Genomic DNA, 20230 nt, shown 5'->3' on the forward strand with positions numbered 1-20230 from the left:
ACCGCTTCCCCGCTTACTTGTAGATAAAGCCGACAACGCCGTGGTAACGGCCGTTGGGCTTGTTGGTCTGCATGGTGCCGTAGACACGGTTGACGCGGCCAAGGAAAATGCCGGCGCCATCGCTGGCGGCGTTGAAATTGTCATCCGGCTTGGCAAGATCGTTGCGCGCCACCGGCTTCACCAGATAGGGCGTAATGATGATGACGAGCTCGGTCTCGTTGCGAACGAAATCCCTGCTGCGGAACAGCGCGCCAAGCACTGGAATCTTTGTCAGACCGGGCAAGCCGTTGACAGCTTGCCTGAGATCATCGCGGACAAGGCCGGCAATCATCATCGAGCCGCCCGAAGGCAGTTCCACTGTTGTGTCGGCCAAGCGCTTGCGGAGCGACAGGGCATTCATGCCCGGGCTCGTTACGCCTTCGGACAAAGACACAGATCCCTCCGTTGTCGGCTCGGAAACCGAGGTTCTGACTTTCAGGCTGATACGGCCGGGAGACAGCACCACCGGCTGGAATTCCAGGCCAATGCCGTATTCGATCTTCTCGACCGAATACGTCTTCAGACCGGTCTGGTTATCGTTTGATACGGCTTGGGAAACGCTGGTCACCATGTTGTATTCGCCGCCAACCTTGAAGGTCGCCTTCTCGCCGGATACGGCCGTCAATGTTGGTTCGGCGAGGGTTTTCATGACACCGGACTGTTCCATGGCATTGATGTAGGCCTGCAGCGTCGAGCTCCCGATAGAGAGGCCCGAGTTCGACAGCGACTTGCCCAAACCAGTGAAATTGTCGCTTACCGCGCCCCAGCTGATGCCGTTGCTGCTGCCGTTGCCCACCATGTTGACGCCGAGCTGCTTCATCACCGAGCGGCTGACTTCCGCGACCGTCACCTTCAGCGTCACCTGGTCGTCGCCGATGATCTGCAGCAGGTTGACGATCTTGCTGACGCGGCGCTCGGCATCCGGGTTATCGATCGCGACGCCGGCTTCAGCCGAACCGCCGGCAGCGGTCTGCGAGTATTGACCCGTGGTTGCCTCGCCGCCGGACACGAAAATAGTTGCCAGATCGGCCGCGCGCTTGGCGTCCAGAGGAGTGTCCACGGTTCCGGTCAGAACGACGTTGTCGTTCAGCAACTCGACCTTGACCTCCGATGACGGGATGAAGCGCTTGATATAATCCTCCAGCCCGGCGACGTCACGTTCGACCGCTAGGTCAAGGCTGACGATCTGCTCGCCATTCGAGCCAAAGACGAAGATATTTGTCTCGCCGACCGCCTTTCCAAACAGATAGATGCGCCTGGCGGTGCGGGTCACCGCGTCGGCTACAGCGGGGTTGGCGACGAGAATGTCGTAGGCATCGCTCGGGAGGTCGATGACCACCGACTTGTTCAGTCCGAGCTTAACCCGCTGGGTGGCGGTCGAAGCCGTCACCCTGGCATTGCCCGCCGCACTGGCATCGACAATGCCATATGCATTCGTTCCAAGGAGAAACAGGCCGATCGCCGCAGCCAGGATGAGCGGCAGTTTGGTTTTTAGCCTCATTTCCTTGCCCCCACTTCGGAAACTTCGCCCGACTTGATCAACCGCACTGTTCCGCGCCGGCCATTGCCGGAAACCAGGTAATCGGCTTCGCCCACATTCTTGTCCTGGCTGTCCTTGATCGAGCGCAGCGCCAATGTCAGGCGATCCGCCATCTGCTGTGCGACGGTGATGATCTCGGACTGCTGCGGCGTCAGTTCCAGGGTGGCGGTCTGGCCAACCCTGGTCTTCTTACCTTCCTCGTCCTCCTGAATGGTCTGGTCGATCGCCAGGACGCGAATGTTCTTCAGGATAGTTTCGGTCGTGAAGCCCGGACCACCGCCATTGGCGGGATCGGCTCGGCGGGTCATGATGACGTCGACGAAATCGTTGGGAAGAATAAAGCCACCGGCCGAGGTGTCGGCCGAGATGCTTGTGGCAACGGCCCGCATGCCGGAGGGCAGGATCGACGACATGAAGCTTTGCCCTTCACCGATCAGCTTCGAGCGCCGCAGCGGCTCGCCGGCGTAGAGCGCCACGCGAGCGACGGCGCCCTTCAGCTTGTCCAGCGCTTCAGGCTCGGCGGCGCGGGTGATGAAATTTGCGTTGATGCCTGCGGACGGCCATGACTCCCAGGAAATGTTGTTTTCAAGCGGACTGCCCATCGGAACGTCGCCGGAAAGAACAAGCACATCCTGCAGCGCGATCGCCGGCGCCTGAGGACCGGAATCGACAACCGGAGGCGGCGGAGCCACGACCATGTTCTTCGCGACATAGCCTGCACCACCGGCCGCGGCTATCGCCACGCTCAGAATAATCAATCGGGATGCTGGCATCTGTCCGAACCTCGCCTTGGCAAACCACGTAGCCAAGCGGGACTTTGCAGCGGCAATCGTCAAAACAAGGTTAATGTTATACTTACGATCGTGATTAATTTAACGTTTATATAAATTGGACCGACAAGCCCGGCCCGAAGGAAAACGTGGCCAACTCGCCTGCTCGGCGCCAACCGCGTAAAGTGAAATTCAGCCCGCCAGCCTGGTAAGTGCCCAGGCCATCAATGGCGAGTCGGAATAGGTGAGCAGACCGCCAATGCCAAGCGCGATGCCGTACGGAACGCCGGTCGCCTCATCGGCGAAATGGCGCAGGAACGGATTATGGCTTGTGACGGCGGCAAGCGGCGATTTTCGATAGGCGAGGATGGCTAGCGTCAGCAGGCCGCCGATGAATGTCGAGGCGACGAGGTATTCGATGAGATGGATGTTCAGTCCCATCCACATGCCAGTGGCAGCCAGAAGCTTGGCGTCGCCGCCGCCCATGCCGCCCAGCGCGAACAGGCCGAACGTCACCGCGAGAACCAGGCCGGCGGCGGCGAAATGCCAGCCATAGGTGGCCCAGTCCATACCGGTCAAAGGCGCAACCAAGGCGAAGACGACCACAAGCAACACCGGCACGCGATTGGCGATCGTCATCGAAAGCATGTCGGAGATCGCGGCAAAAAGCATGCAGAACGGAAATACGACGAAGATCACGGCTTCAAGCATCGGCGCGCCTATGACCCAATTGCATCTGGCCCCCAACCCAATCCTATTCGACTAACGACTGATGAGGCGCAAATTTCAATTCATACCAGGACTAAATAAGGGCCGCCAGTGCGGCGGCCCTTATTTCAGAACAAGCGAACCCGTTACGGTCAGCTACCGTTCACCTTAGTGGAGATGGCGGTGAACTTGGCGTTCAGCGAGTTGCCGAGCTGGCCGGCGCCGACCATGATGGCGAGTGCGATAAGAGCGGCGATCAGACCGTATTCGATAGCGGTCGCGCCGGATTCGTCCTTCACAAAACGTGCGATGAGGTTAGACATTCGAGCTCCTACTCCAATTGTTACAGCACTTCCGTCAACTTCTCTTGGTGGCTGATCGGATACTGCGAATCTAAGGAGAAGCTGTTTCAATCGGCTTAATAAACAGGCTTACCGATTCCTTTCCCGCTTCGACGACATTGCGTGGTTAACCCAGAACTAAAATACCCGCCGCCAGGGCCCCGGCCGACAAAAGGCGCAACAGGCGCAATTCGGCAAAGACGTTTCAGCCGTGCCGGCTAGACCCAATGCCGGTTCCGGCTTGATTCTGAATTCCAGCCGCTTAACGGTTGGTTCACCAATCTCGTTCATGTTCCGTTGAACAGTTTGCCAGGGGGCGCCTCAATGGCCGGGCCGAGATCATCATTTCCAGTTGCCGTGCTTTTTGCCGCAGCGGCTTTCGCCTTTCCAGCCAAGGCCGGCGCCGGCATCGAGGTGACGATGAACCAGGCAAAGATCATCAAATTGTCGCGCGCCGCCGATACGATTGTCGTCGGCAATCCGGCGATCGCCGACGCCTCCGTGCAGGACGCATCGACGATCGTACTGACCGGCAAGGGATTTGGCGTCACCAATCTCGTCGTCCTCGACCAGCAGGGCAATCCGATCGTCGATGAGCAAATAACCGTCGTGCGCCAGGCAGCGTCGTCGGTGCGCATCTATCGGCGTTCCGAAGTACAGACCATGTCCTGTGCGCCATATTGCGAAAGCTCGTATAAGAGCGATGCCGAGAAGGCCTCTGAAGCCGAAATGAGCGCCGTGCATTAGCTAGCCGACGTCTCCGTCTTTGGCGAGAACGTGCTTCGGTTATCGCCGGGTTAAGGCCTTCCCGTTGAATTTAACGGTCATTCCAACCGGACTTCAATCGGTTCCGACTAAGGGTGGACCGATACAGAAGCGGCATCGGCGGGCAGCGGACATGAGCAAGGCAGGACGAGCAGGTTCTCCAAGACGGTTTTTGGGCGACCGCCGCGGAAGCACGGCGATCGAATTCGCCATGCTTGCAATTCCTTTCGCGCTTCTTGTCTTCGCCATCCTGGAGAGCTGCATTTCTTTTGCCGCACAGGAAGTGATGGCAAACGCAACCGACGACATCGCGCGCCAGCTGCGTACCGGCCAATTAAGACCGACCGATGTGTCCGGCACCAAGCTGCGGGATATGATCTGCACCAAATTGGAGATCATGGTCGCCAAGACCTGTCCCGGATTGCTGGTGGACTTGCGCGAATATCCGACCTTCGCCGATGCGGCGCTGGCCGGTTTCAAGGTCCAGGATGGCGACGTCGTGCTGACCAAAGGCACGAGCACACAGACCTTCACCGTCGCACCTGGCCTGGCGGAGTCGAGAAACATGCTGCGTGTTTTTTACAAATGGCCGGTGATGACCGACTTCATGGCCAAATCGATGGCCAACCTGAAGGACGGCAAAACGCTGCATTTTGCTTCGATCACTTGGCAGAACGAGCCGTTCGACAACTGAACCACGTAGTCGCTTGAAAAGGGCAAAGCCATGATTCGTGCGGGGGCACAGCTGGGCATCGCAGGGATTTGTACAAGAGCAGTCCGACTTTGCTCGGACCGCCGCGGTATTGCGGCTGTCGAGTTTGCCCTCATCGTGCCTATCCTGTTGATCATGTACTTTATGACAATGGAGGCCTCGCAAGCCATCGAGACCAGCAAGAAGGTCAGCCGCATCGGCAGCATGGTAGCGGACCTCGTCACGCAGCAGCAGACCGTCAAGGCGGCCGATGTCGATGCCATCATGGCGATCGGCAGTTCCACGCTCCAGCCCTACAACCGCTCGAAACCGAAGATCATTATCACGGCGATACAGGTGACGAACGAGACGACGCCGAAAGTCCTGGTCGTGTGGTCGCGCAAACTGGTCGATGGCGTCTCTAGCGTCGACGCGGTCAAGGATTCCACCACAACGGTCCCTAGCGCGCTCAAGATCAAAGGCACGTTCCTCATCCGGGTCGAAAGCGATCTCGCCTACAAGCCAATCATTACCTGGTCGGCGGACGGCCAAAGCCGGTTCGGGTTGAGCTCGGTCTTCAATTCGATATCGATGGCGGAAACTTATTATCTGCGGCCGCGCAGGAGCCCGACCATTCCGTGCAGCGATTGCTGACGCCTGAAGCCCGCTAACCGGTCTGTTGCTATTGCTTGCGACCGCGGGCCGAGACTAGACGCACGATGGCTGCAGCCAGCACATAGTCCCTCGACCGGCAACGGTTCGGCGACGATACCGATACGGAACGTTCCGATAACATCGCGCCAATCGGCTCGCGCCAGGTTTGTGCAAGACGCATCCAGCAGCAAAGCCAGTACGGTGGCGAATGCTGTCAGGGCAAGCCTCATGCGAGCTCCGCGCCGCGCATTTCCATCCGCAGATCGACCATGCCGCGATTCGTCTCTCCGGGACCAGCACGCCAAGCCGTGCTGTTTGGGTTTCCGAATTGCCAATGGCGGCGCGGAACCCTATGTCTGAGCCAACACACAGGCAATGATGAACCTTTCGATGGCACGCGCCTTCCTTTTTGTCCTCGACTCCTTCGGCATCGGCGGCGCGGCCGATGCCGAACGTTATGGCGACACCGGCTCCAATACGTTCGCACACATCGCGCGGGCCTGCGCAGAAGGCCGCGCCGACCGCGAAGGCCTGCGTGCCGGACCCCTTCTTGTACCAAACATGCTCGCGCTCGGTCTCGGCCAGGCCGCGGCAACGGCAACGGGTTTCAGGTTTGAGAATGCCGGCAGTGCACCGCTTGCCGCCGCCTTTCACGGCGCGGCCCAAGAGGTTTCGAGCGGCAAGGATACGCCATCGGGCCATTGGGAAATAGCCGGCCTGCCGGTCCGTTTCGACTGGGGTTACTTCCCAGACAACATTCCTGCCTTTCCGGCCGAGTTGACCGAAGCAATGGTGCGTGAAGGGAAGGTGCCTGGCATCCTCGGCAATTGCCATGCTCCGGGCACCGAGATTATCGAACGGTTCGGCGAAGACCATATCCGCACCGGCAAGCCGATCTGCTACACTTCGATCGACTCCGTCCTGCAGATCGCCGCGCATGAGGTTCATTTCGGCCTGGAACGGCTTTACGAGTTCTGCAAACTGGTGCGCAGGCTCGTCGATCCGCTGAATATCGGCCGCGTCATCGCGCGGCCGTTTATCGGTGAAACCGCCGCCACGTTCGAGCGAACGCATAATCGTCGCGACTATGCCGTACCGCCACCGGAACCGACGCTGCTCGACCGGCTGACGGCGCGCGGCAGCCGGGTTATCGCGATCGGCAAGATCGGCGACATTTTCGCCCATCGGGGGATCTCGGAAGTCCGCAAGGCTGCCGGCAACATGGCGATGTTCGACAAAACGCTTGGTGCCATGGAAGACGCCCGCGACGGCGACCTCGTCTTCGCAAACTTTGTCGACTTCGACACCGAGTTCGGGCATCGGCGCGACGTTGCGGGATATGCCGCCGCACTCGAAGCTTTCGACCGGCGCCTGCCCGAGGCATTCGCACGGCTGAGGCCAGGCGATCTGCTCATCTTGACCGCCGATCACGGCAATGATCCGACGTGGCGCGGCACCGACCACACGCGCGAGCGTATTCCGATTATCGGGACACGGCCGGGTTTCAAAGGCGCAGACATCGGACTGAGGACAACATTTGCCGACATCGGCGAAACCGTGGCCGAACATCTCGGGCTGGCGCGCGGCCGTCACGGCACCTCCTTCCATGCCACGATAGGTGGCCATGCCTGAGCTGCCGGAGGTAGAGACAGTCAGGCGCGGTCTGCAGCCGGCCCTTGAAGGTGCCCGCATTGTCGGTGTCGAGGCACGCCGGCCGGATTTGCGGTTTCCGTTCCCCGAGAGATTTTCGGAGCGGCTGACCGGCAAGACGATTGCGGCGCTCGGCCGCCGTGCCAAATATCTGACAATGCACATGGACAACGGCCCGGTTCTGATCTGCCATCTCGGCATGTCGGGTTCGTTTCGCATCGAAACAGCCGACGAGAGCGCAACGCCCGGCGCGTTCCACCACGAACGCTCGAAAAACACTGCTCACGATCACGTCGTCTTCGACATCGCATCCCCTTCCGGCGTCCGCTCTCGCGTGATCTTCAACGACCCGCGCCGCTTCGGGTTCATGCTGTTTTCGGAAGGCGAGCCCGACATGCATCCGATGCTGGCGGGATTAGGCGTCGAGCCTACAGGCAACGCACTGGACGGCGCGCTGCTCGCTTCGTTGCTGAAAGGTCGCAAGTCACCGCTGAAAGCGGCACTTCTGGACCAGAGGCTGATTGCCGGGCTAGGCAATATCTACGTCTCGGAAGCGCTTTGGCGGGCCGGCCTGTCGCCGCTGCGCGAAGCGGGCACCCTCGCGAGAGCCGGCAAGAAAGCCAAAGAGCAAAGCGAACGCCTGGCCGAAGCAATCCGGTCGGTCGTCGCCGATGCGATCGCCGCCGGCGGCTCGTCGTTGCGCGATCATATGCAGACCGATGGATCACTGGGCTACTTCCAGCATTCCTTCGCGGTTTACGATCGCGAGGGGGAAGGCTGCTCCAAGCCTGGTTGTGGCGGCCACATCGAGCGTATCGTGCAAAGCGGTCGTTCGACTTTCCACTGCCGGGCCTGTCAGGCTTGAACCAGAACCGAGGAGGAGCAAAGCATGGGCTATGAAACCATCATCGTCGAAACCCGCGGCAAGGTCGGGCTGATTACGCTGAACCGGCCGCAGGCGCTCAACGCGCTGAATTCACAAGTGCTGGCGGAACTGGTCGCGTCGGTGAATAGCATGGGCGCCAATGCCGACATCGGCGCCATGGTCATCACTGGTTCGGAAAAGGCTTTCGCGGCAGGTGCCGATATCAAGGAAATGCAGTCCATCTCCTATGTGGATGCCTATCTGCAGGATTTCTTCGTCGGCTGGGAGGAATTTACGCGGGCACGAAAGCCGATCATCGCGGCAGTGGCGGGCTATGCGCTGGGGGGCGGCTGCGAACTGGCGATGATGTGCGACTTCATCATCGCCGCCGACACCGCCAAGTTTGGCCAACCCGAGATCACGCTGGGCGTCATGCCCGGCATGGGCGGATCGCAGCGCCTGACCCGCTTTGTCGGCAAGTCGAAGGCGATGGATATGTGCCTGACGGGTCGAATGATGGACGCATCCGAGGCCGAGCGTTCCGGCCTTGTCTCGCGCGTGGTGCCAGCCGGCGAGTTGATCGAGGAAGCGCTTAAGGCAGCGTCCAAGATCGCTGGTTTTTCCTTGCCGTCGGTGATGATGGCAAAGGAGGCCGTCAACCGCGCCTATGAGACGACGCTCACCGAGGGTCTGCGGTTCGAGCGCCGGCTATTTCATTCGCTGTTTGCGCTGGATGACCAGAAGGAAGGCATGGCGGCCTTCAGCGGCAAGCGGAAGCCGAATTTCACGAACCGATGAGATGACGAAGGCGCCGGTCAAAAAGAAAGCGCTGCAGCGTTGACGCGCCGGAAAAGCTGAACTATAAGCCGCACCAACCGAGGCGGCCCTGTGGCTGCCCGTTTGTTTTTTGCGCCCTGCGGTATCCCGCAAGCGCCCACCAGATCAGAAGAGAGGCACCATGGCCAATACCTCCTCGGCCAAAAAGGCAACGCGCAAGATCGCCCGTCGCGCAGCGATCAACAAGAACCGCCGCTCCCGCGTCCGGACCTACATCCGCCAGGTCGAAGAGGCGCTCGCGGCCGGCGACAAGGCGGCCGCACAGGCTGCCTTCAAGGTGGCCGAGCCGGAATTGATGCGCGCCGCGACCAAGGGCGTGGTGCACAAGAACACGGCATCGCGCAAGGTGTCGCGGCTGGCCCAACGGGTCAAGGTGCTGTCGGCCTAATATATCTTTTCCTGAACTGCGCTTCTTCAAACCCGGCCAATCGCGCCGGGTTTTTTTCGTTTGCCGGCAAGTACTTAAAAGAAAGCCCGCAAAATGGCGCTCCGCATGCATTTCAAAGTTCGAAATGCTTTGCCGGCGTATACATACCCGCTGATATTCGCAGCCTTCGAAACCGCCAATGCGAAAATTTCCGAGCGTCACAGATTACTGTTTTTTTTCAGAGGCTTACCGATGGTGATCCACAGCTTGTTCACATCGGCTGTGGCCGATAGGCGGCAATTGGCTGTCAAGTGAATTATTTCAGAAAATTTCGCGTTGTGTGGCCTTTTTCACATTCGCCGGAAAAGGGTTTGAATCACAATGGCTTTGTCAAAATCAACTGTTGCGGCATGGCGTTCGAAACGTCCCTTGCTAGTCAGATTCCTTAAAAATCCGTTAGGGGTGGCCTTGCCCTATCCACAGCGATTTCGGTAATGTCTGTCCATCGAAGGGACGGGCCCTTGGCCCTTGACCAGCCTGAAACCGGCCAGCTCAAATTGGCAGAGTTTACAGCTCGGATTCAACTCCGCGGACGGGGTTGGTTTGTCTTTTCGATACGGTAGGGGACTGGCGTAATTGTACATGGCAGGTCGACGGTGCGCCGGCGGTTTTTCGCCGGGCGGCATTTTGTTGCCCTGACATGACCAAAGCGGATCGGCTCTTCGGCGCCGGACCGACAACGAGGCGATTCATCAGCCCGGCGGCGGCGATGGTGTCGCAGCGAAGACACGGTCGCCGGAAACATGGATGCAGGAGGCGCATCCCCGGCGGAAAACAGGTACAAGAGACAAGGAACTCGATCATGCAGAGCGGCGGCATCGAAAGGGAGCTTACAGGCGACCTCCCATTTCCTGGAACGTTAATCGGAAGGAACGACATGGCGGCTTCCAATGAAGCTGAACAGAAGTTCGATCGGGTCAAGGCCCAGTTGAAGGCGCGTCTGGGAACCGAGGTCTATTCGAGCTGGTTCGGGCGCATGAAGGTCGCTGAATCCTCTAAGGGCATTGTCCGCATCTCAGTGCCAACCGCATTCCTGCGTTCATGGATCAACGGCCACTATCTCGATCTCATCACCGAGTTGTGGAAGCACGAGGATCCGGAAATCCTCAAGATCGAGATCGTGGTTCGCACCGCCACACGGCAGGGCCGCAACAGCGTCGAGCCAGAAGTGGCCCCGGCGCGCAAGATGACCAGGCAGACGCAAACCGCGCTCTCTGCGGGCACGGCGAGCCCCAGCAGGGTCGAACGGGTCCCGGTACCCCGCCCGGGGATGCCGGCAGAAACCGAGTTCCGGCACAATGTTCTCGGTTCGCCACTCGATCCACGCTATACTTTCACCTCCTTCATCGAAGGACCATCGAACCGAGTGGCTTTTGCCGCCGCCAAGGCGGTCGCGGAATCGCAGTCGAGCGCGGTGCGTTTCAATCCGCTCTTTCTTCACGCGACGGTCGGGCTGGGCAAAACGCACCTGTTGCAGGCGATCGCCGCAGAATCGCTGAAGCAGAATCCGAAATCGCGGGTCGTCTATCTGACGGCTGAGTATTTCATGTGGCGGTTCGCCACCGCGATCCGCGACAACAACGCACTGACGCTGAAAGAACAGCTGCGCGACATCGACCTCCTCATCATCGACGACATGCAGTTCCTGCAGGGCAAGTCGATCCAGCACGAATTCTGCCATTTGATCAACATGCTGCTCGACAGCGCCAAGCAAGTGGTGGTCGCTGCCGACCGGCCGCCGTCGGAATTGGAGTCGCTGGAGCCACGCGTCCGCTCGCGCCTCAACGGCGGCGTCGCGCTGGAAATGTCAGCCCCGGATTTCGCCATGCGTATCGGTATGCTCAAGCTCAGGCTTGCCACCGCCAAGCTCGACGATGCGTCGCTCGATATTTCCGAAGAGATCCTCAACCACGTCGCCCGCACGGTGACCGGCAGCGGACGCGAGCTCGAAGGTGCCTTCAACCAGCTTTTGTTTCGCCAATCCTTCGAACCGCAGATCACCATCGACCGCATCGACGAGATCCTTGGCCACATCTATCGTTCGGGCGAACCCAAGCGGGTGCGTATCGAGGACATCCAGCGCATCGTCGCGCGCCACTACAACGTGTCGAAGACCGAACTTCTGTCCAACCGGCGCACACGCACCATCGTCAAGCCACGGCAGGTCGCCATGTATCTGTCGAAGGTGATGACGCCGCGCTCGCTGCCGGAGATCGGGCGGCGGTTCGGCGGTCGTGACCATACGACCGTGCTGCATGCGGTGCGCAAGATCGAGGATCTTTCCGGTGCCGACAACACACTGGCGCAGGAACTCGAATTGCTGAGAAGGCTGATCAACGACCAGGCCTGACGGCCCGAAAAACGCCGGCTCGCGGACTCCGGCCTTTTTATCCCCTTTATCCCCGGAAAGCCCGTGCAGCCGGTCCGAACCGGTGGCGCGGGCTTGCGTTTGCCGGGTTTTTCCTGTCAGTTTACGCAGATTCTGAGCCTGTTCAGACCTTTCGCGGGGCGCCGCTTGCCGGAGACCCGTTCATTCATTCAAGCGAGCCTGTTTTGTCATGCGTGTTATCCTGGAACGGTCAAATCTCCTGAAGTCGCTCAACCATGTTCACCGCGTGGTCGAGCGGCGCAATACCATTCCGATCCTGTCGAACGTGCTGCTCAGCGCCGAGGGGGCCAGCCTTGAAATGAAGGCGACCGACCTCGACCTGGAGGTGACCGAAGCAACGCCGGCAAAGGTCGAACGTGGCGGGGCGACGACGGTCCCGGCACATCTGCTCTACGACATCGTGCGCAAGCTTGCCGACGGCGCGGAGGTGGCGCTGAAGACCGACGAAGACGGCAACGCCATGACGGTGACGTCGGGGCGCTCGAGCTTCCGCCTGCAATGCCTGCCGCAGTCCGACTTTCCCGAGCTTTCAGCCGGGTCGTTCTCGCATATTTTCCGGCTCGATTCCGTCGGACTAAAGGGCCTCATCGAAAAGACCCAGTTTGCCATCTCGACCGAGGAGACGCGCTATTATCTGAACGGCATTTATCTGCACACGCACGAGGCCGGCGGCAAGCTGAAGCTGCGCTCTGTCGCGACCGACGGCCACCGGCTGGCGCGCGCCGAGATCGATGCGCCGGCAGGCTCTGAGGGCATGCCTGGCGTCATAATCCCGCGAAAGACGGTCAGCGAGCTGCAAAAGCTGGTCGACGATCCCGATGTTGCAGTCACCACCGAGTTGTCCGACACCAAGATCCGTTTCACCATCGGCAGCGTTATCTTGACCTCCAAGCTGATCGACGGCACTTTCCCGGACTACCAGCGCGTCATTCCGACCGGCAACGACAAGAAGCTGATTATCGATCGCCAGAGTTTCGCCGCTGCCGTCGATCGCGTTTCGACCATTTCGTCCGAACGCGGCCGGGCGGTGAAGCTTTCGATCGCCGAAGGGCAGGTCACGCTTGCGGTCAACAACCCGGATTCGGGCAGTGCCACCGAGGAACTGGCGGCCGACTATTCGTCCGATCCGATTGAAATCGGCTTCAACGCCAAATACCTGCTCGACGTTGCCGCGCAACTGACCGGCACGGAGGCGAAGTTCATGCTGGCGGATGCCGGTTCCCCGACACTGATCCACGATATGGCCGACGAGACCGCGCTCTACGTGCTGATGCCGATGCGGGTGTAGGGCCCGAACGGGGCCATCTTGCTGTCGTGACCAGATCTGCAAAACCGCAGCAGACGTACATAAGTAAGCTCATACTTACGAATTTCCGCAACTATGCGGCGTTGGCAATCGACCTTGATCCCGGCGCTGTCGTTTTCTCCGGCGACAATGGCGCCGGCAAGACCAATCTGCTTGAAGCGATCTCGCTGCTCACGCCGGGCCGCGGCCTGCGCCGCGCACCCTATTCCGAGGTGGCGCGCGAAGGCGGCGACGGTGGCTTTGCGCTGCATGCCCGGCTTGACGGGCCGGAAGGCCAGGTCGAGATCGGTACCGGAATATCGGGCAGCGACGGCGAAGCCGGCCGGCGGGTGCGGATCAACGGCGCGACGGCACGCTCAGCCGAAGACATGCTGGAATGGCTGCGCGTGGTCTGGCTGACACCGGCCATGGACGGCCTGTTCCCCGGGCCGGCTGCCGACCGCCGGCGCTTCCTAGACCGGCTGGTGCTGGCGATCGATCCTGGCCACGGCCAGCGCGCGCTTGACTACGAAAAGGCAATGCGCGGCCGCAACAGACTGCTCGCCGACGGTTCACGCGACGGTGCCTGGTTCGATGCGATCGAGATGCAAATGGCCGAGACCGGCGTGGCGATTGCCGCGGCGCGTGCCGAACTGGTGCGCCTGCTCGCCGCCATGATCGACCGGCTGCCCGGCGACGGACCGTTTCCGCAAGCCGACATCGGCATCTCTGGCGAACTGGAAGGCGAACTCGGTATTTTGCCGGCCGTCGACGTAGAGGAACGGTTCCGTCGTGCGCTTGCCCAGGGGCGCGACCGCGACCGCACCGCCGGACGCACGCTCGACGGCCCGCACCGTTCCGACCTCGTGGTGCGCCACCGGCCCAAGGCGATGCCGGCCGAGCTCTGTTCGACCGGCGAGCAGAAGGCGCTGCTGGTCGGCATTGTCTTGTCGCATGCGCGGCTAACCGGTGAGATGTCGGGCATGACACCGATCCTGCTGCTCGACGAGATCGCCGCCCATCTCGACGGCGGTCGACGGGCGGCCTTGTTCTCGATCCTGGAGGAACTAAACTGCCAGGCCTTCATGACCGGGACCGATGCCGCGTTGTTTGACAGCCTCAAGGGACGCGCGCAATTCCTGACCGTCGATCACGGCACGGTCAGGCCGACCATTTGAACTTGGTTCATGGCGCACTTCTGAGCGGCATGCATTGATACCTGACAAGCTTTTTCCTCCGCTATATGGTCCGGCGATGATCACAGCCGCCCTCACCGATGAAGAGCTCGAACGCTACGCCCGCCACATCGTGCTGCCCGAGATCGGCGGCGCCGGCCAGCAGCGGCTGAAGCGGGCGCGGGTGCTCGTCATTGGCGCCGGCGGATTGGGAGCGCCTGTGCTCGAATATCTCGCCGCCGCAGGGATTGGCACTCTCGGTATCGTCGACGACGACATCGTTTCGCTTTCCAACCTGCAACGACAAGTGATCCACGGCACGGACATGGTCGGCATGGCAAAAACCGACAGTGCCAGAGCGGCGATCATCCGCATCAATCCAAACGTCGTCGTGGAAGAGCACAATTTCAGGCTGACCGTCGACAACGCCCCTACCCTCATTGCCCGTTATGACATCGTCGTTGACGGCTCCGACAATTTCGAGACACGCTACGCGGTGGCCGACGCCTGCGCCGCGGAAAGCCGGCCGCTCGTGCATGCCGCCGTTGGCCGCTTCGACGGCTCGGTCACCGTACTGAAGCCATTCGAAACCGGCCCGGACGGCAAGTTGAACCCAAGCTACCGCGATCTCTTTCCCGAGGCGCCGCCGCCGGGACTTGTGCCATCCTGCGCGGTGGCCGGCATTGTCGGCGCGCTGACCGGGGTCATCGGCACGCTGCAAGCCATGGAAGCGATCAAGCTGATCACCGGGATTGGCGAGCCGCTGGTCGGACGACTGCTGCTCTACGATGCGCTGGCGGCACGCTTCGACACGATCCGCTACAAGCGAACCAGCCCATGAGCCTGCCTGCCGACGTTTCCATCGTGCAGCTTGCGGCCGATTTCGACCGTTGGGACGAGGTGCTGGCGCTGGTCATGCGCGCCTTCGCCTTTATGGACGAGGTTGTTGACCCGCCGTCCTCGGCGCATCGGCTCACCGTTGAAAATCTCAGGGCTAGAGCGCTGGAGGAGACAGCATTCCTGGCACTGAAGGGAAACGAGATCGTCGGTTGCGTCTTCGTCCTGAAGCGCGCAGACGACCTCTATATTGGAAAGCTCGCGGTCGAGCCGACGCTTCAGGGACAAGGCGTCGGAAAACAGCTGATGCAGGCCGTCGAAGATCTTGCCCGCAGCCGCAACAGGACCGCCATCGAGCTCCAGACCCGGGTCGAACTGACTGGAAACCACGCTGCCTTCGCCCGCCTCGGCTTTCGCGAAACCGAACGGACAGCACACAAAGGTTACGACCGGCCGACCTCAATCACCATGCGCAAGGTGCTTTTGTAAGCAAACGCTATCCAAAAGCGAGCAGGCAGCTGCCGCGACCAGAATTCGCTGCCACGATGGCCGGTCACGCCCGCAGCGGCAGCACGCGGTCGGGCGGGCGATGACCGTCGAAGAAGGCGCGGATGTTGATGATTACCTTCTCGCCCATGTCGATACGGCCTTCGAGCGTCGCCGAGCCCATATGCGGCAACAGCACGACCTTGCCTTTGTGGGCGAGTTTCAGCAGCTTGCTGTTCAGCGCCGGCTCGTGCTCGTAGACGTCGAGGCCGGCGCCGGCGATCTTGCCGTCATGGATGAGCTTGACCAGCGATTCCTCATCGATGATATCGCCGCGCGCGGTGTTGACTATGTAAGCTGACGGTTGCAGAAGCGCCAGCCGCCGCGCCGAAAGCAGGTGGAAGGTTGCCGGTGTCGATGGACAATTGACCGAGATAATGTCCATGCGGGCGAGCATCTGGTCAAGGCTTTCCCAATACGTGGCTTCCAACTCGTCCTCGATTGCCGGCAGTACGCGGTGGCGGTTGTGGTAGTGGATCGAGAGGCCAAACGCCTTGGCACGCCTGGCGACGGCGGTGCCGATGCGACCCATGCCGACAATGCCGAGCCGTTTGCCCCAAATGCGCCGGCCGAGCATCCAGGTCGGCGACCAGCCCGCCCATTTCTTATCGCCGGTCAGCACGTTGGCGCCTTCGGCCAGCCGCCGCGGTACGGCCAGCATCAGCGCCATGGTCATGTCGGCCGTATCTTCGGTCAGCACGTTCGGCGTGTTGGTCACGGTGATGCCTTTCTTGGCCGCTGCCGCAACGTCGATCTTGTCTACCCCATTGCCGAAATTGGCGATCAGCTTGAGGTTGTCGCCGGCCTGGGCAATCAGCGCCGCGTCGATATTATCGGTGACGGTCGGCACCAGCACGTCGGCCTCCTTGACCGCAGCCACCAGTTCCGGCTGCGTCATCGGCCTGTCCTCCACATTCAAGCGGGCGTCGAACAACTCGCGCATGCGGGTCTCGACCGGGTCGGGCAATTTGCGCGTGATGACGACGAGGGGCTTCTTTTTGCCTGCCATTGTTTTCCTCGAACCCGATCTCGTTGAGACCTCTTTAACCAAGAACGGCGAAACTGAGTGCCGATCGCGGTACCGGTCATTCATGTAACAAGCGGTTCCGCCGAAGACAAAGAAAAAGGGGCGAAGGCCGATGGGCCGGCGCCGAAAGGAACGAAAGTGTCTGGTTTCGCGTCGCTCCGCCTGACCCTCAGTGCAGCATTCCTCGGCGCTCTCATCCATAGCCCACTGGTGATGGCGCAAAGCGCCGCCGCACCCGCCCAGAGCATCACGCTCGGACCAAGCGGCTTGCCACTGCCGCGCTTCGTCAGCCTGAAATCCGGCCGCGTCAACTCGCGCGTTGGGCCGGGCGTCAATTATTCCGTCGACTGGATGTATATGAAGCCCGGCCTGCCGATGGAGATCATCCAGGAGTTCGATACGTGGCGCCGTGTGCGTGATGCCGACGGCTCGGAAGGCTGGATCAATCAGTCGCTGCTTTCGGGCCGTCGCACGGCGATCGTCGCCCCCTGGCAGCGCGGCAAGGACGCTCGCGTCAACCTCCTTGACGACCCGGCAAAAGACGCAGGCGTCATCGCGATCCTCGAACCGGGGGTGATGGGCACGATCAAGTCCTGCGATGGCCAGTGGTGCGAAATGACCTTCGACGGCCATACCGGCTGGCTCGCGCAGTCGCTGGTCTGGGGTGCCTATCCCGGCGAAAAGGTCAAGAACTGACTTTCCGAACCGCAGGTCGGGCCAGCGCTGCAAGCACCGGATCCGGCATTTGTTTCGCTGGTCTTCGGTTCGGGGATGGTTTAGCGGCCGATGCGGCCGAGATGGGTATCCTGGAAACTGCTTGACAGCTTCAAACCATAGCCCAGAGCGCGGTCGATGGCGATGTGGGCGATCCAGATCAGCGCGACAGCTACCGCCATTGCATTGTCAAAGACGCTGCCGACAAGCGCCAGCAGAACGGGGAAGATCAGTATGTGCAAGGCGTTGTAGGCGACGGCCCCGACGCGCGGCCCGGCGATGTAACCCAGCATCGACAGGTCGGGCGCCAGAATGAGCACGGCAAACAGCCACCAGGAAACACCGGCGATTGCATAGAAGATAAGAGCCGCCACCGCGACGGCGACCCATTCGAGCCGGAGCGTCAAATCCAGGAATTTCATAAGTGCCGGTCAGTCGCAGCGTTTCGGACGCAGTCTCACCACGATATCGACATTGGCGATCTCCATGCCCTCCGGCGGCTCCGGCAGGTTGGAAACCGTCACCGGGCCGCTGTCAATATCGAAGATCCTGTTTTCGCCCTCGATATAGAAATGATGGTGATCGGAGGTGTTGGTGTCGAAATAAGTCTTCGCCCCCTCGACGGCAAGGATGCGCAGAAGACCGGCCTGGGTAAACTGGTGCAGAGCATTGTAGACGGTGGCCAGAGACACCGGCACGCCGGCGGCAAGCGCCTCCTCGTGCAGTTCCTCGGCCGAAAGATGGCGGTCGCCCTTGGCGAAAAGCAGATCGGCCAGCGCGATGCGCTGGCGTGTCGGCCTCAGACCGGCCTCACGAACCCGCTTGTCCACAGCGACATTATCCTTCCGGCAACCCAGATCCATCTATCCGTCGCGCTCACAGTTCCGCCTCAGACGGTCCAAAATGGCAGAAATTGAGCATCTGCCGAAACTGGACGTGTCCTGACATATATTCTGTCGACCGAATGCGATCAATAGCGCGCATTGACCCGGGCAGACGGGCAGGTTAAGCGCAAACGCCGGTTTCCGGCCTGAAACAGATTGTGTTAGGAAACCACCGACAAGGGCGCCTTTCGCCCGGGACGATCACGGGGACGAGATTGATGGCGGATCCGAAATCCAGCTACGGTTACGAGGAATTGCTTGCCTGCGCCCGCGGCGAGCTGTTCGGACCGGGAAATGCGCAGCTGCCCTATCCGCCGATGCTGATGTTCGACCGCATCACCGAGATCAGCGAGACCGGCGGTGCGTTCGACAAGGGTTTCATCCGCGCGGAATTCGACATCAAGCCGGATTTGTGGTTTTTCGCCTGCCATTTCATCGGTAATCCGATCATGCCGGGATGCCTGGGCCTGGACGCCATGTGGCAGTTGACGGGGTTCTATCTCGGATGGCTCGGTGAACCCGGCAAGGGGATGGCGCTGTCGACCGGTGAGGTGAGGTTCAAAGGCATGGTCACGCCTTCGGTCAAGAAGGTGGAGTATGGCGTCGACTTCAAGCGCGTGATGCGCGGTCGGCTTGTGCTGGGCATCGCCGATGGCTGGCTGAAGGCAGATGGCGAGCCCATATACGCGGCAACGGATCTGAAGGTCGGTCTGTCCAAGCAATCGGCCGCCGTCTGAACGAAGACCCTACAGTACGACGTCTTGGACGTCTGATGAACGCTGTAGCACTTTAATTTTGCGCATGGTTCCATTCCGGAAATTGATTTCAGGTTCGGGGTCGGCGCTGGAAGGAGTTGCGAATGAGACGGGTCGTAGTCACAGGTCTCGGCATCGTGTCGTCGATAGGCAACAATGCCAACGAGGTGCAGACCTCGCTGCACGATGCCAGATCCGGCATCAGCTTCTCCGACTCTTTCGCCGAGCATGGCTTCCGTTGCCGGGTGTGGGGTGCGCCGACGCTGGACCCATCGGGCATGATCGACCGTCGCGCCATGCGCTTCCTGTCGCAGGGTGCTGCCTGGAACCATGTCGCAATGGACCAGGCGATCGCAGACGCCGGCCTCGACGAGGCCGACATCACCAATGAGCGCACCGGTATCGTGATGGGCTCCGGCGGACCGTCGACCCGTGCAATCGTCGAGGCGGCCGAGACCACGATTAAAAACGGCAGCCCCAAGCGGATCGGGCCGTTCGCGGTGCCAAAAGCGATGTCGTCGACCGCGTCGGCGACGCTTGCCACCTGGTTCAAGATCCACGGCGTCAACTATTCGATCTCATCGGCCTGCTCGACGTCTGCGCATTGCATCGGCAATGGCTACGAGCTGATTCAGTGGGGCAAGCAGGACATCGTCTTCGCCGGCGGCCATGAGGATCTCGACTGGACGATGTCGGATCTCTTCGATGCCATGGGCGCCATGTCGTCCAAGTTCAACGACAGGGCGTCGGTCGCCTCACGCGCCTACGACGTCGATCGCGACGGTTTCGTCATTGCCGGCGGCGCCGGCGTGCTGATTCTTGAAGAGCTCGAGCATGCCAAGGCACGCGGCGCCAAGATCTATGCCGAGATCGTCGGCTATGGCGCGACATCGGACGGCTACGACATGGTGGCGCCGTCGGGCGAAGGCGCGGCGCGCTGCATGAAGCAGGCGCTCGCAACGGTGTCCTCGCCGGTCGACTACATCAATACGCACGGCACCTCGACGCCGGTCGGCGACTCCAAGGAAATGGGCGCCATCCGCGAGGTGTTCGGCGAGAAGATGCCTTTCATCACGTCGACCAAATCGTTAACCGGCCATTCTCTGGGCGCCGCCGGCGTGCAGGAATCGATCTACTCGATCCTGATGATGCAAGGCGGCTTCATCGGCGAGAGCGCCCACATTGAGAACCTCGATCCGGAATTCGAGGGCATGCCGATCGTGCGCAAGTGCATCGACGATGCAAGGATCGACACCGTTTTGTCCAATTCGTTCGGTTTCGGTGGCACCAACGCAACGCTGATTTTCCAGCGCTATTCCGCATAAGGATTT

The 20230-nt window shown here is 60.8% G+C and carries 22 protein-coding genes and 1 pseudogene; 15 read left to right on the top strand and 8 right to left on the bottom strand.

Going from position 1 to position 20230, the window contains the following annotated elements; all coding sequences use genetic code 11:
• Nucleotides 1-13 precede the first annotated feature (13 nt).
• From NKH30_RS12570 to NKH30_RS12585, 4 genes are all read right to left on the bottom strand, one after another.
• Nucleotides 14-1540 carry a type II and III secretion system protein family protein gene (locus NKH30_RS12570; protein WP_352613899.1) on the bottom strand — a complete coding sequence of 509 codons (1527 nt, stop codon included), beginning with the start codon at nt 1538-1540 and terminating at the stop codon, nt 14-16.
• Nucleotides 1537-2352: a Flp pilus assembly protein CpaB gene (cpaB, locus tag NKH30_RS12575; protein WP_023676931.1), complete on the bottom strand. Its 816-nt coding sequence runs from the start codon at nt 2350-2352 to the stop codon at nt 1537-1539. The genes NKH30_RS12570 and cpaB overlap by 4 nt, the downstream gene beginning before the upstream one ends.
• Nucleotides 2353-2541: 189 nt before the next feature.
• Nucleotides 2542-3060, bottom strand: a complete 519-nt coding sequence (locus tag NKH30_RS12580; protein ID WP_352613898.1) for an A24 family peptidase — start codon at nt 3058-3060, stop codon at nt 2542-2544.
• 149 nt (nt 3061-3209) lie between these two features.
• A complete protein-coding gene (locus NKH30_RS12585) occupies nt 3210-3380 on the bottom strand; it encodes a Flp family type IVb pilin (RefSeq protein ID WP_023676929.1) in 171 nt (56 codons plus the stop codon).
• 342 nt (nt 3381-3722) lie between these two features.
• Between NKH30_RS12585 and NKH30_RS12590 the strand changes: the two genes are divergently transcribed.
• From NKH30_RS12590 to NKH30_RS12600, 3 genes are all read left to right on the top strand, one after another.
• Nucleotides 3723-4145 (top strand): pilus assembly protein N-terminal domain-containing protein, encoded by a 423-nt coding sequence (locus NKH30_RS12590; RefSeq protein WP_352613897.1) that lies wholly within the window; start codon nt 3723-3725, stop codon nt 4143-4145.
• Between the two features lie 151 nt (nt 4146-4296).
• Nucleotides 4297-4857 (top strand): TadE/TadG family type IV pilus assembly protein, encoded by a 561-nt coding sequence (locus NKH30_RS12595; RefSeq protein ID WP_352613896.1) that lies wholly within the window; start codon nt 4297-4299, stop codon nt 4855-4857.
• Between the two features lie 30 nt (nt 4858-4887).
• The gene (locus tag NKH30_RS12600) at nt 4888-5508 is read left to right on the top strand and encodes a TadE/TadG family type IV pilus assembly protein (protein ID WP_352470083.1); all 621 of its coding nucleotides are present in this window, start codon (nt 4888-4890) and stop codon (nt 5506-5508) included.
• 101 nt (nt 5509-5609) lie between these two features.
• On the opposite strand, the pseudogene NKH30_RS33130 reads toward NKH30_RS12600, so the two are convergent.
• Nucleotides 5610-5738 (bottom strand): annotated as a pseudogene (locus NKH30_RS33130) (phosphate/phosphite/phosphonate ABC transporter substrate-binding protein); the annotation flags it as partial.
• Between the two features lie 160 nt (nt 5739-5898).
• Here NKH30_RS33130 and NKH30_RS12605 point away from each other — a divergent pair.
• The 9 genes from NKH30_RS12605 to NKH30_RS12645 all read left to right on the top strand — a co-directional run bounded on the left by NKH30_RS12605 (nt 5899) and on the right by NKH30_RS12645 (nt 15462).
• Nucleotides 5899-7140 (top strand): phosphopentomutase, encoded by a 1242-nt coding sequence (locus NKH30_RS12605; RefSeq protein WP_352813700.1) that lies wholly within the window; start codon nt 5899-5901, stop codon nt 7138-7140.
• Nucleotides 7133-8023 (top strand): bifunctional DNA-formamidopyrimidine glycosylase/DNA-(apurinic or apyrimidinic site) lyase, encoded by an 891-nt coding sequence (mutM, locus tag NKH30_RS12610; protein WP_352613894.1) that lies wholly within the window; start codon nt 7133-7135, stop codon nt 8021-8023. The genes NKH30_RS12605 and mutM overlap by 8 nt, the downstream gene beginning before the upstream one ends.
• Before the next feature lie 24 nt (nt 8024-8047).
• Entirely contained in the window at nt 8048-8821 is a 774-nt protein-coding gene (locus tag NKH30_RS12615) for an enoyl-CoA hydratase (RefSeq protein WP_352613893.1), read from the top strand.
• Nucleotides 8822-8981: 160 nt separating this feature from the next.
• Complete coding sequence (rpsT, locus tag NKH30_RS12620; protein WP_023676922.1) at nt 8982-9248, top strand: 30S ribosomal protein S20; 267 nt, start codon at nt 8982-8984, stop codon at nt 9246-9248.
• 841 nt (nt 9249-10089) lie between these two features.
• A complete protein-coding gene (dnaA, locus tag NKH30_RS12625) occupies nt 10090-11637 on the top strand; it encodes a chromosomal replication initiator protein DnaA (RefSeq protein ID WP_031211816.1) in 1548 nt (515 codons plus the stop codon).
• Between the two features lie 208 nt (nt 11638-11845).
• On the top strand, nt 11846-12964 hold the full coding sequence (dnaN, locus tag NKH30_RS12630; protein WP_023676920.1) for a DNA polymerase III subunit beta: 1119 nt from the start codon (nt 11846-11848) through the stop codon (nt 12962-12964).
• 26 nt (nt 12965-12990) lie between these two features.
• Entirely contained in the window at nt 12991-14139 is a 1149-nt protein-coding gene (recF, locus tag NKH30_RS12635) for a DNA replication/repair protein RecF (RefSeq protein ID WP_352470079.1), read from the top strand.
• A gap of 76 nt (nt 14140-14215) precedes the next feature.
• Nucleotides 14216-14977, top strand: coding sequence for a molybdopterin-synthase adenylyltransferase MoeB (locus NKH30_RS12640; protein WP_352470078.1), 762 nt, complete (start codon nt 14216-14218; stop codon nt 14975-14977).
• A complete protein-coding gene (locus tag NKH30_RS12645; RefSeq protein WP_352819237.1) occupies nt 14974-15462 on the top strand; it encodes a GNAT family N-acetyltransferase in 489 nt (162 codons plus the stop codon). The genes NKH30_RS12640 and NKH30_RS12645 overlap by 4 nt, the downstream gene beginning before the upstream one ends.
• A gap of 64 nt (nt 15463-15526) precedes the next feature.
• Here the strand turns inward: NKH30_RS12645 and NKH30_RS12650 are convergent, their stop codons facing one another.
• Nucleotides 15527-16528, bottom strand: coding sequence for a 2-hydroxyacid dehydrogenase (locus NKH30_RS12650; RefSeq protein ID WP_352470076.1), 1002 nt, complete (start codon nt 16526-16528; stop codon nt 15527-15529).
• A 156-nt stretch (nt 16529-16684) separates the two neighbouring features.
• Between NKH30_RS12650 and NKH30_RS12655 the strand changes: the two genes are divergently transcribed.
• Entirely contained in the window at nt 16685-17242 is a 558-nt protein-coding gene (locus NKH30_RS12655; RefSeq protein ID WP_352541270.1) for an SH3 domain-containing protein, read from the top strand.
• Nucleotides 17243-17322: 80 nt separating this feature from the next.
• Here the strand turns inward: NKH30_RS12655 and NKH30_RS12660 are convergent, their stop codons facing one another.
• Together NKH30_RS12660 and irrA are read right to left on the bottom strand one after the other, a co-directional pair.
• Nucleotides 17323-17682, bottom strand: a complete 360-nt coding sequence (locus NKH30_RS12660) for a DUF4260 domain-containing protein (RefSeq protein ID WP_352770784.1) — start codon at nt 17680-17682, stop codon at nt 17323-17325.
• 9 nt (nt 17683-17691) lie between these two features.
• Nucleotides 17692-18123, bottom strand: a complete 432-nt coding sequence (gene irrA, locus NKH30_RS12665) for an iron response transcriptional regulator IrrA (RefSeq protein WP_352969655.1) — start codon at nt 18121-18123, stop codon at nt 17692-17694.
• A gap of 239 nt (nt 18124-18362) precedes the next feature.
• Between irrA and fabA the strand changes: the two genes are divergently transcribed.
• Complete coding sequence (gene fabA, locus NKH30_RS12670) at nt 18363-18881, top strand: 3-hydroxyacyl-[acyl-carrier-protein] dehydratase FabA (RefSeq protein WP_352470073.1); 519 nt, start codon at nt 18363-18365, stop codon at nt 18879-18881.
• A 122-nt stretch (nt 18882-19003) separates the two neighbouring features.
• Complete coding sequence (gene fabB / locus NKH30_RS12675; protein WP_352969656.1) at nt 19004-20224, top strand: beta-ketoacyl-ACP synthase I; 1221 nt, start codon at nt 19004-19006, stop codon at nt 20222-20224.
• Nucleotides 20225-20230: the final 6 nt, after the last annotated feature.

Origin of the sequence: Mesorhizobium sp. M1273, from assembly GCF_040318195.1 — a bacterium.
Classification (GTDB): Bacteria; Pseudomonadota; Alphaproteobacteria; order Rhizobiales; family Rhizobiaceae; genus Mesorhizobium.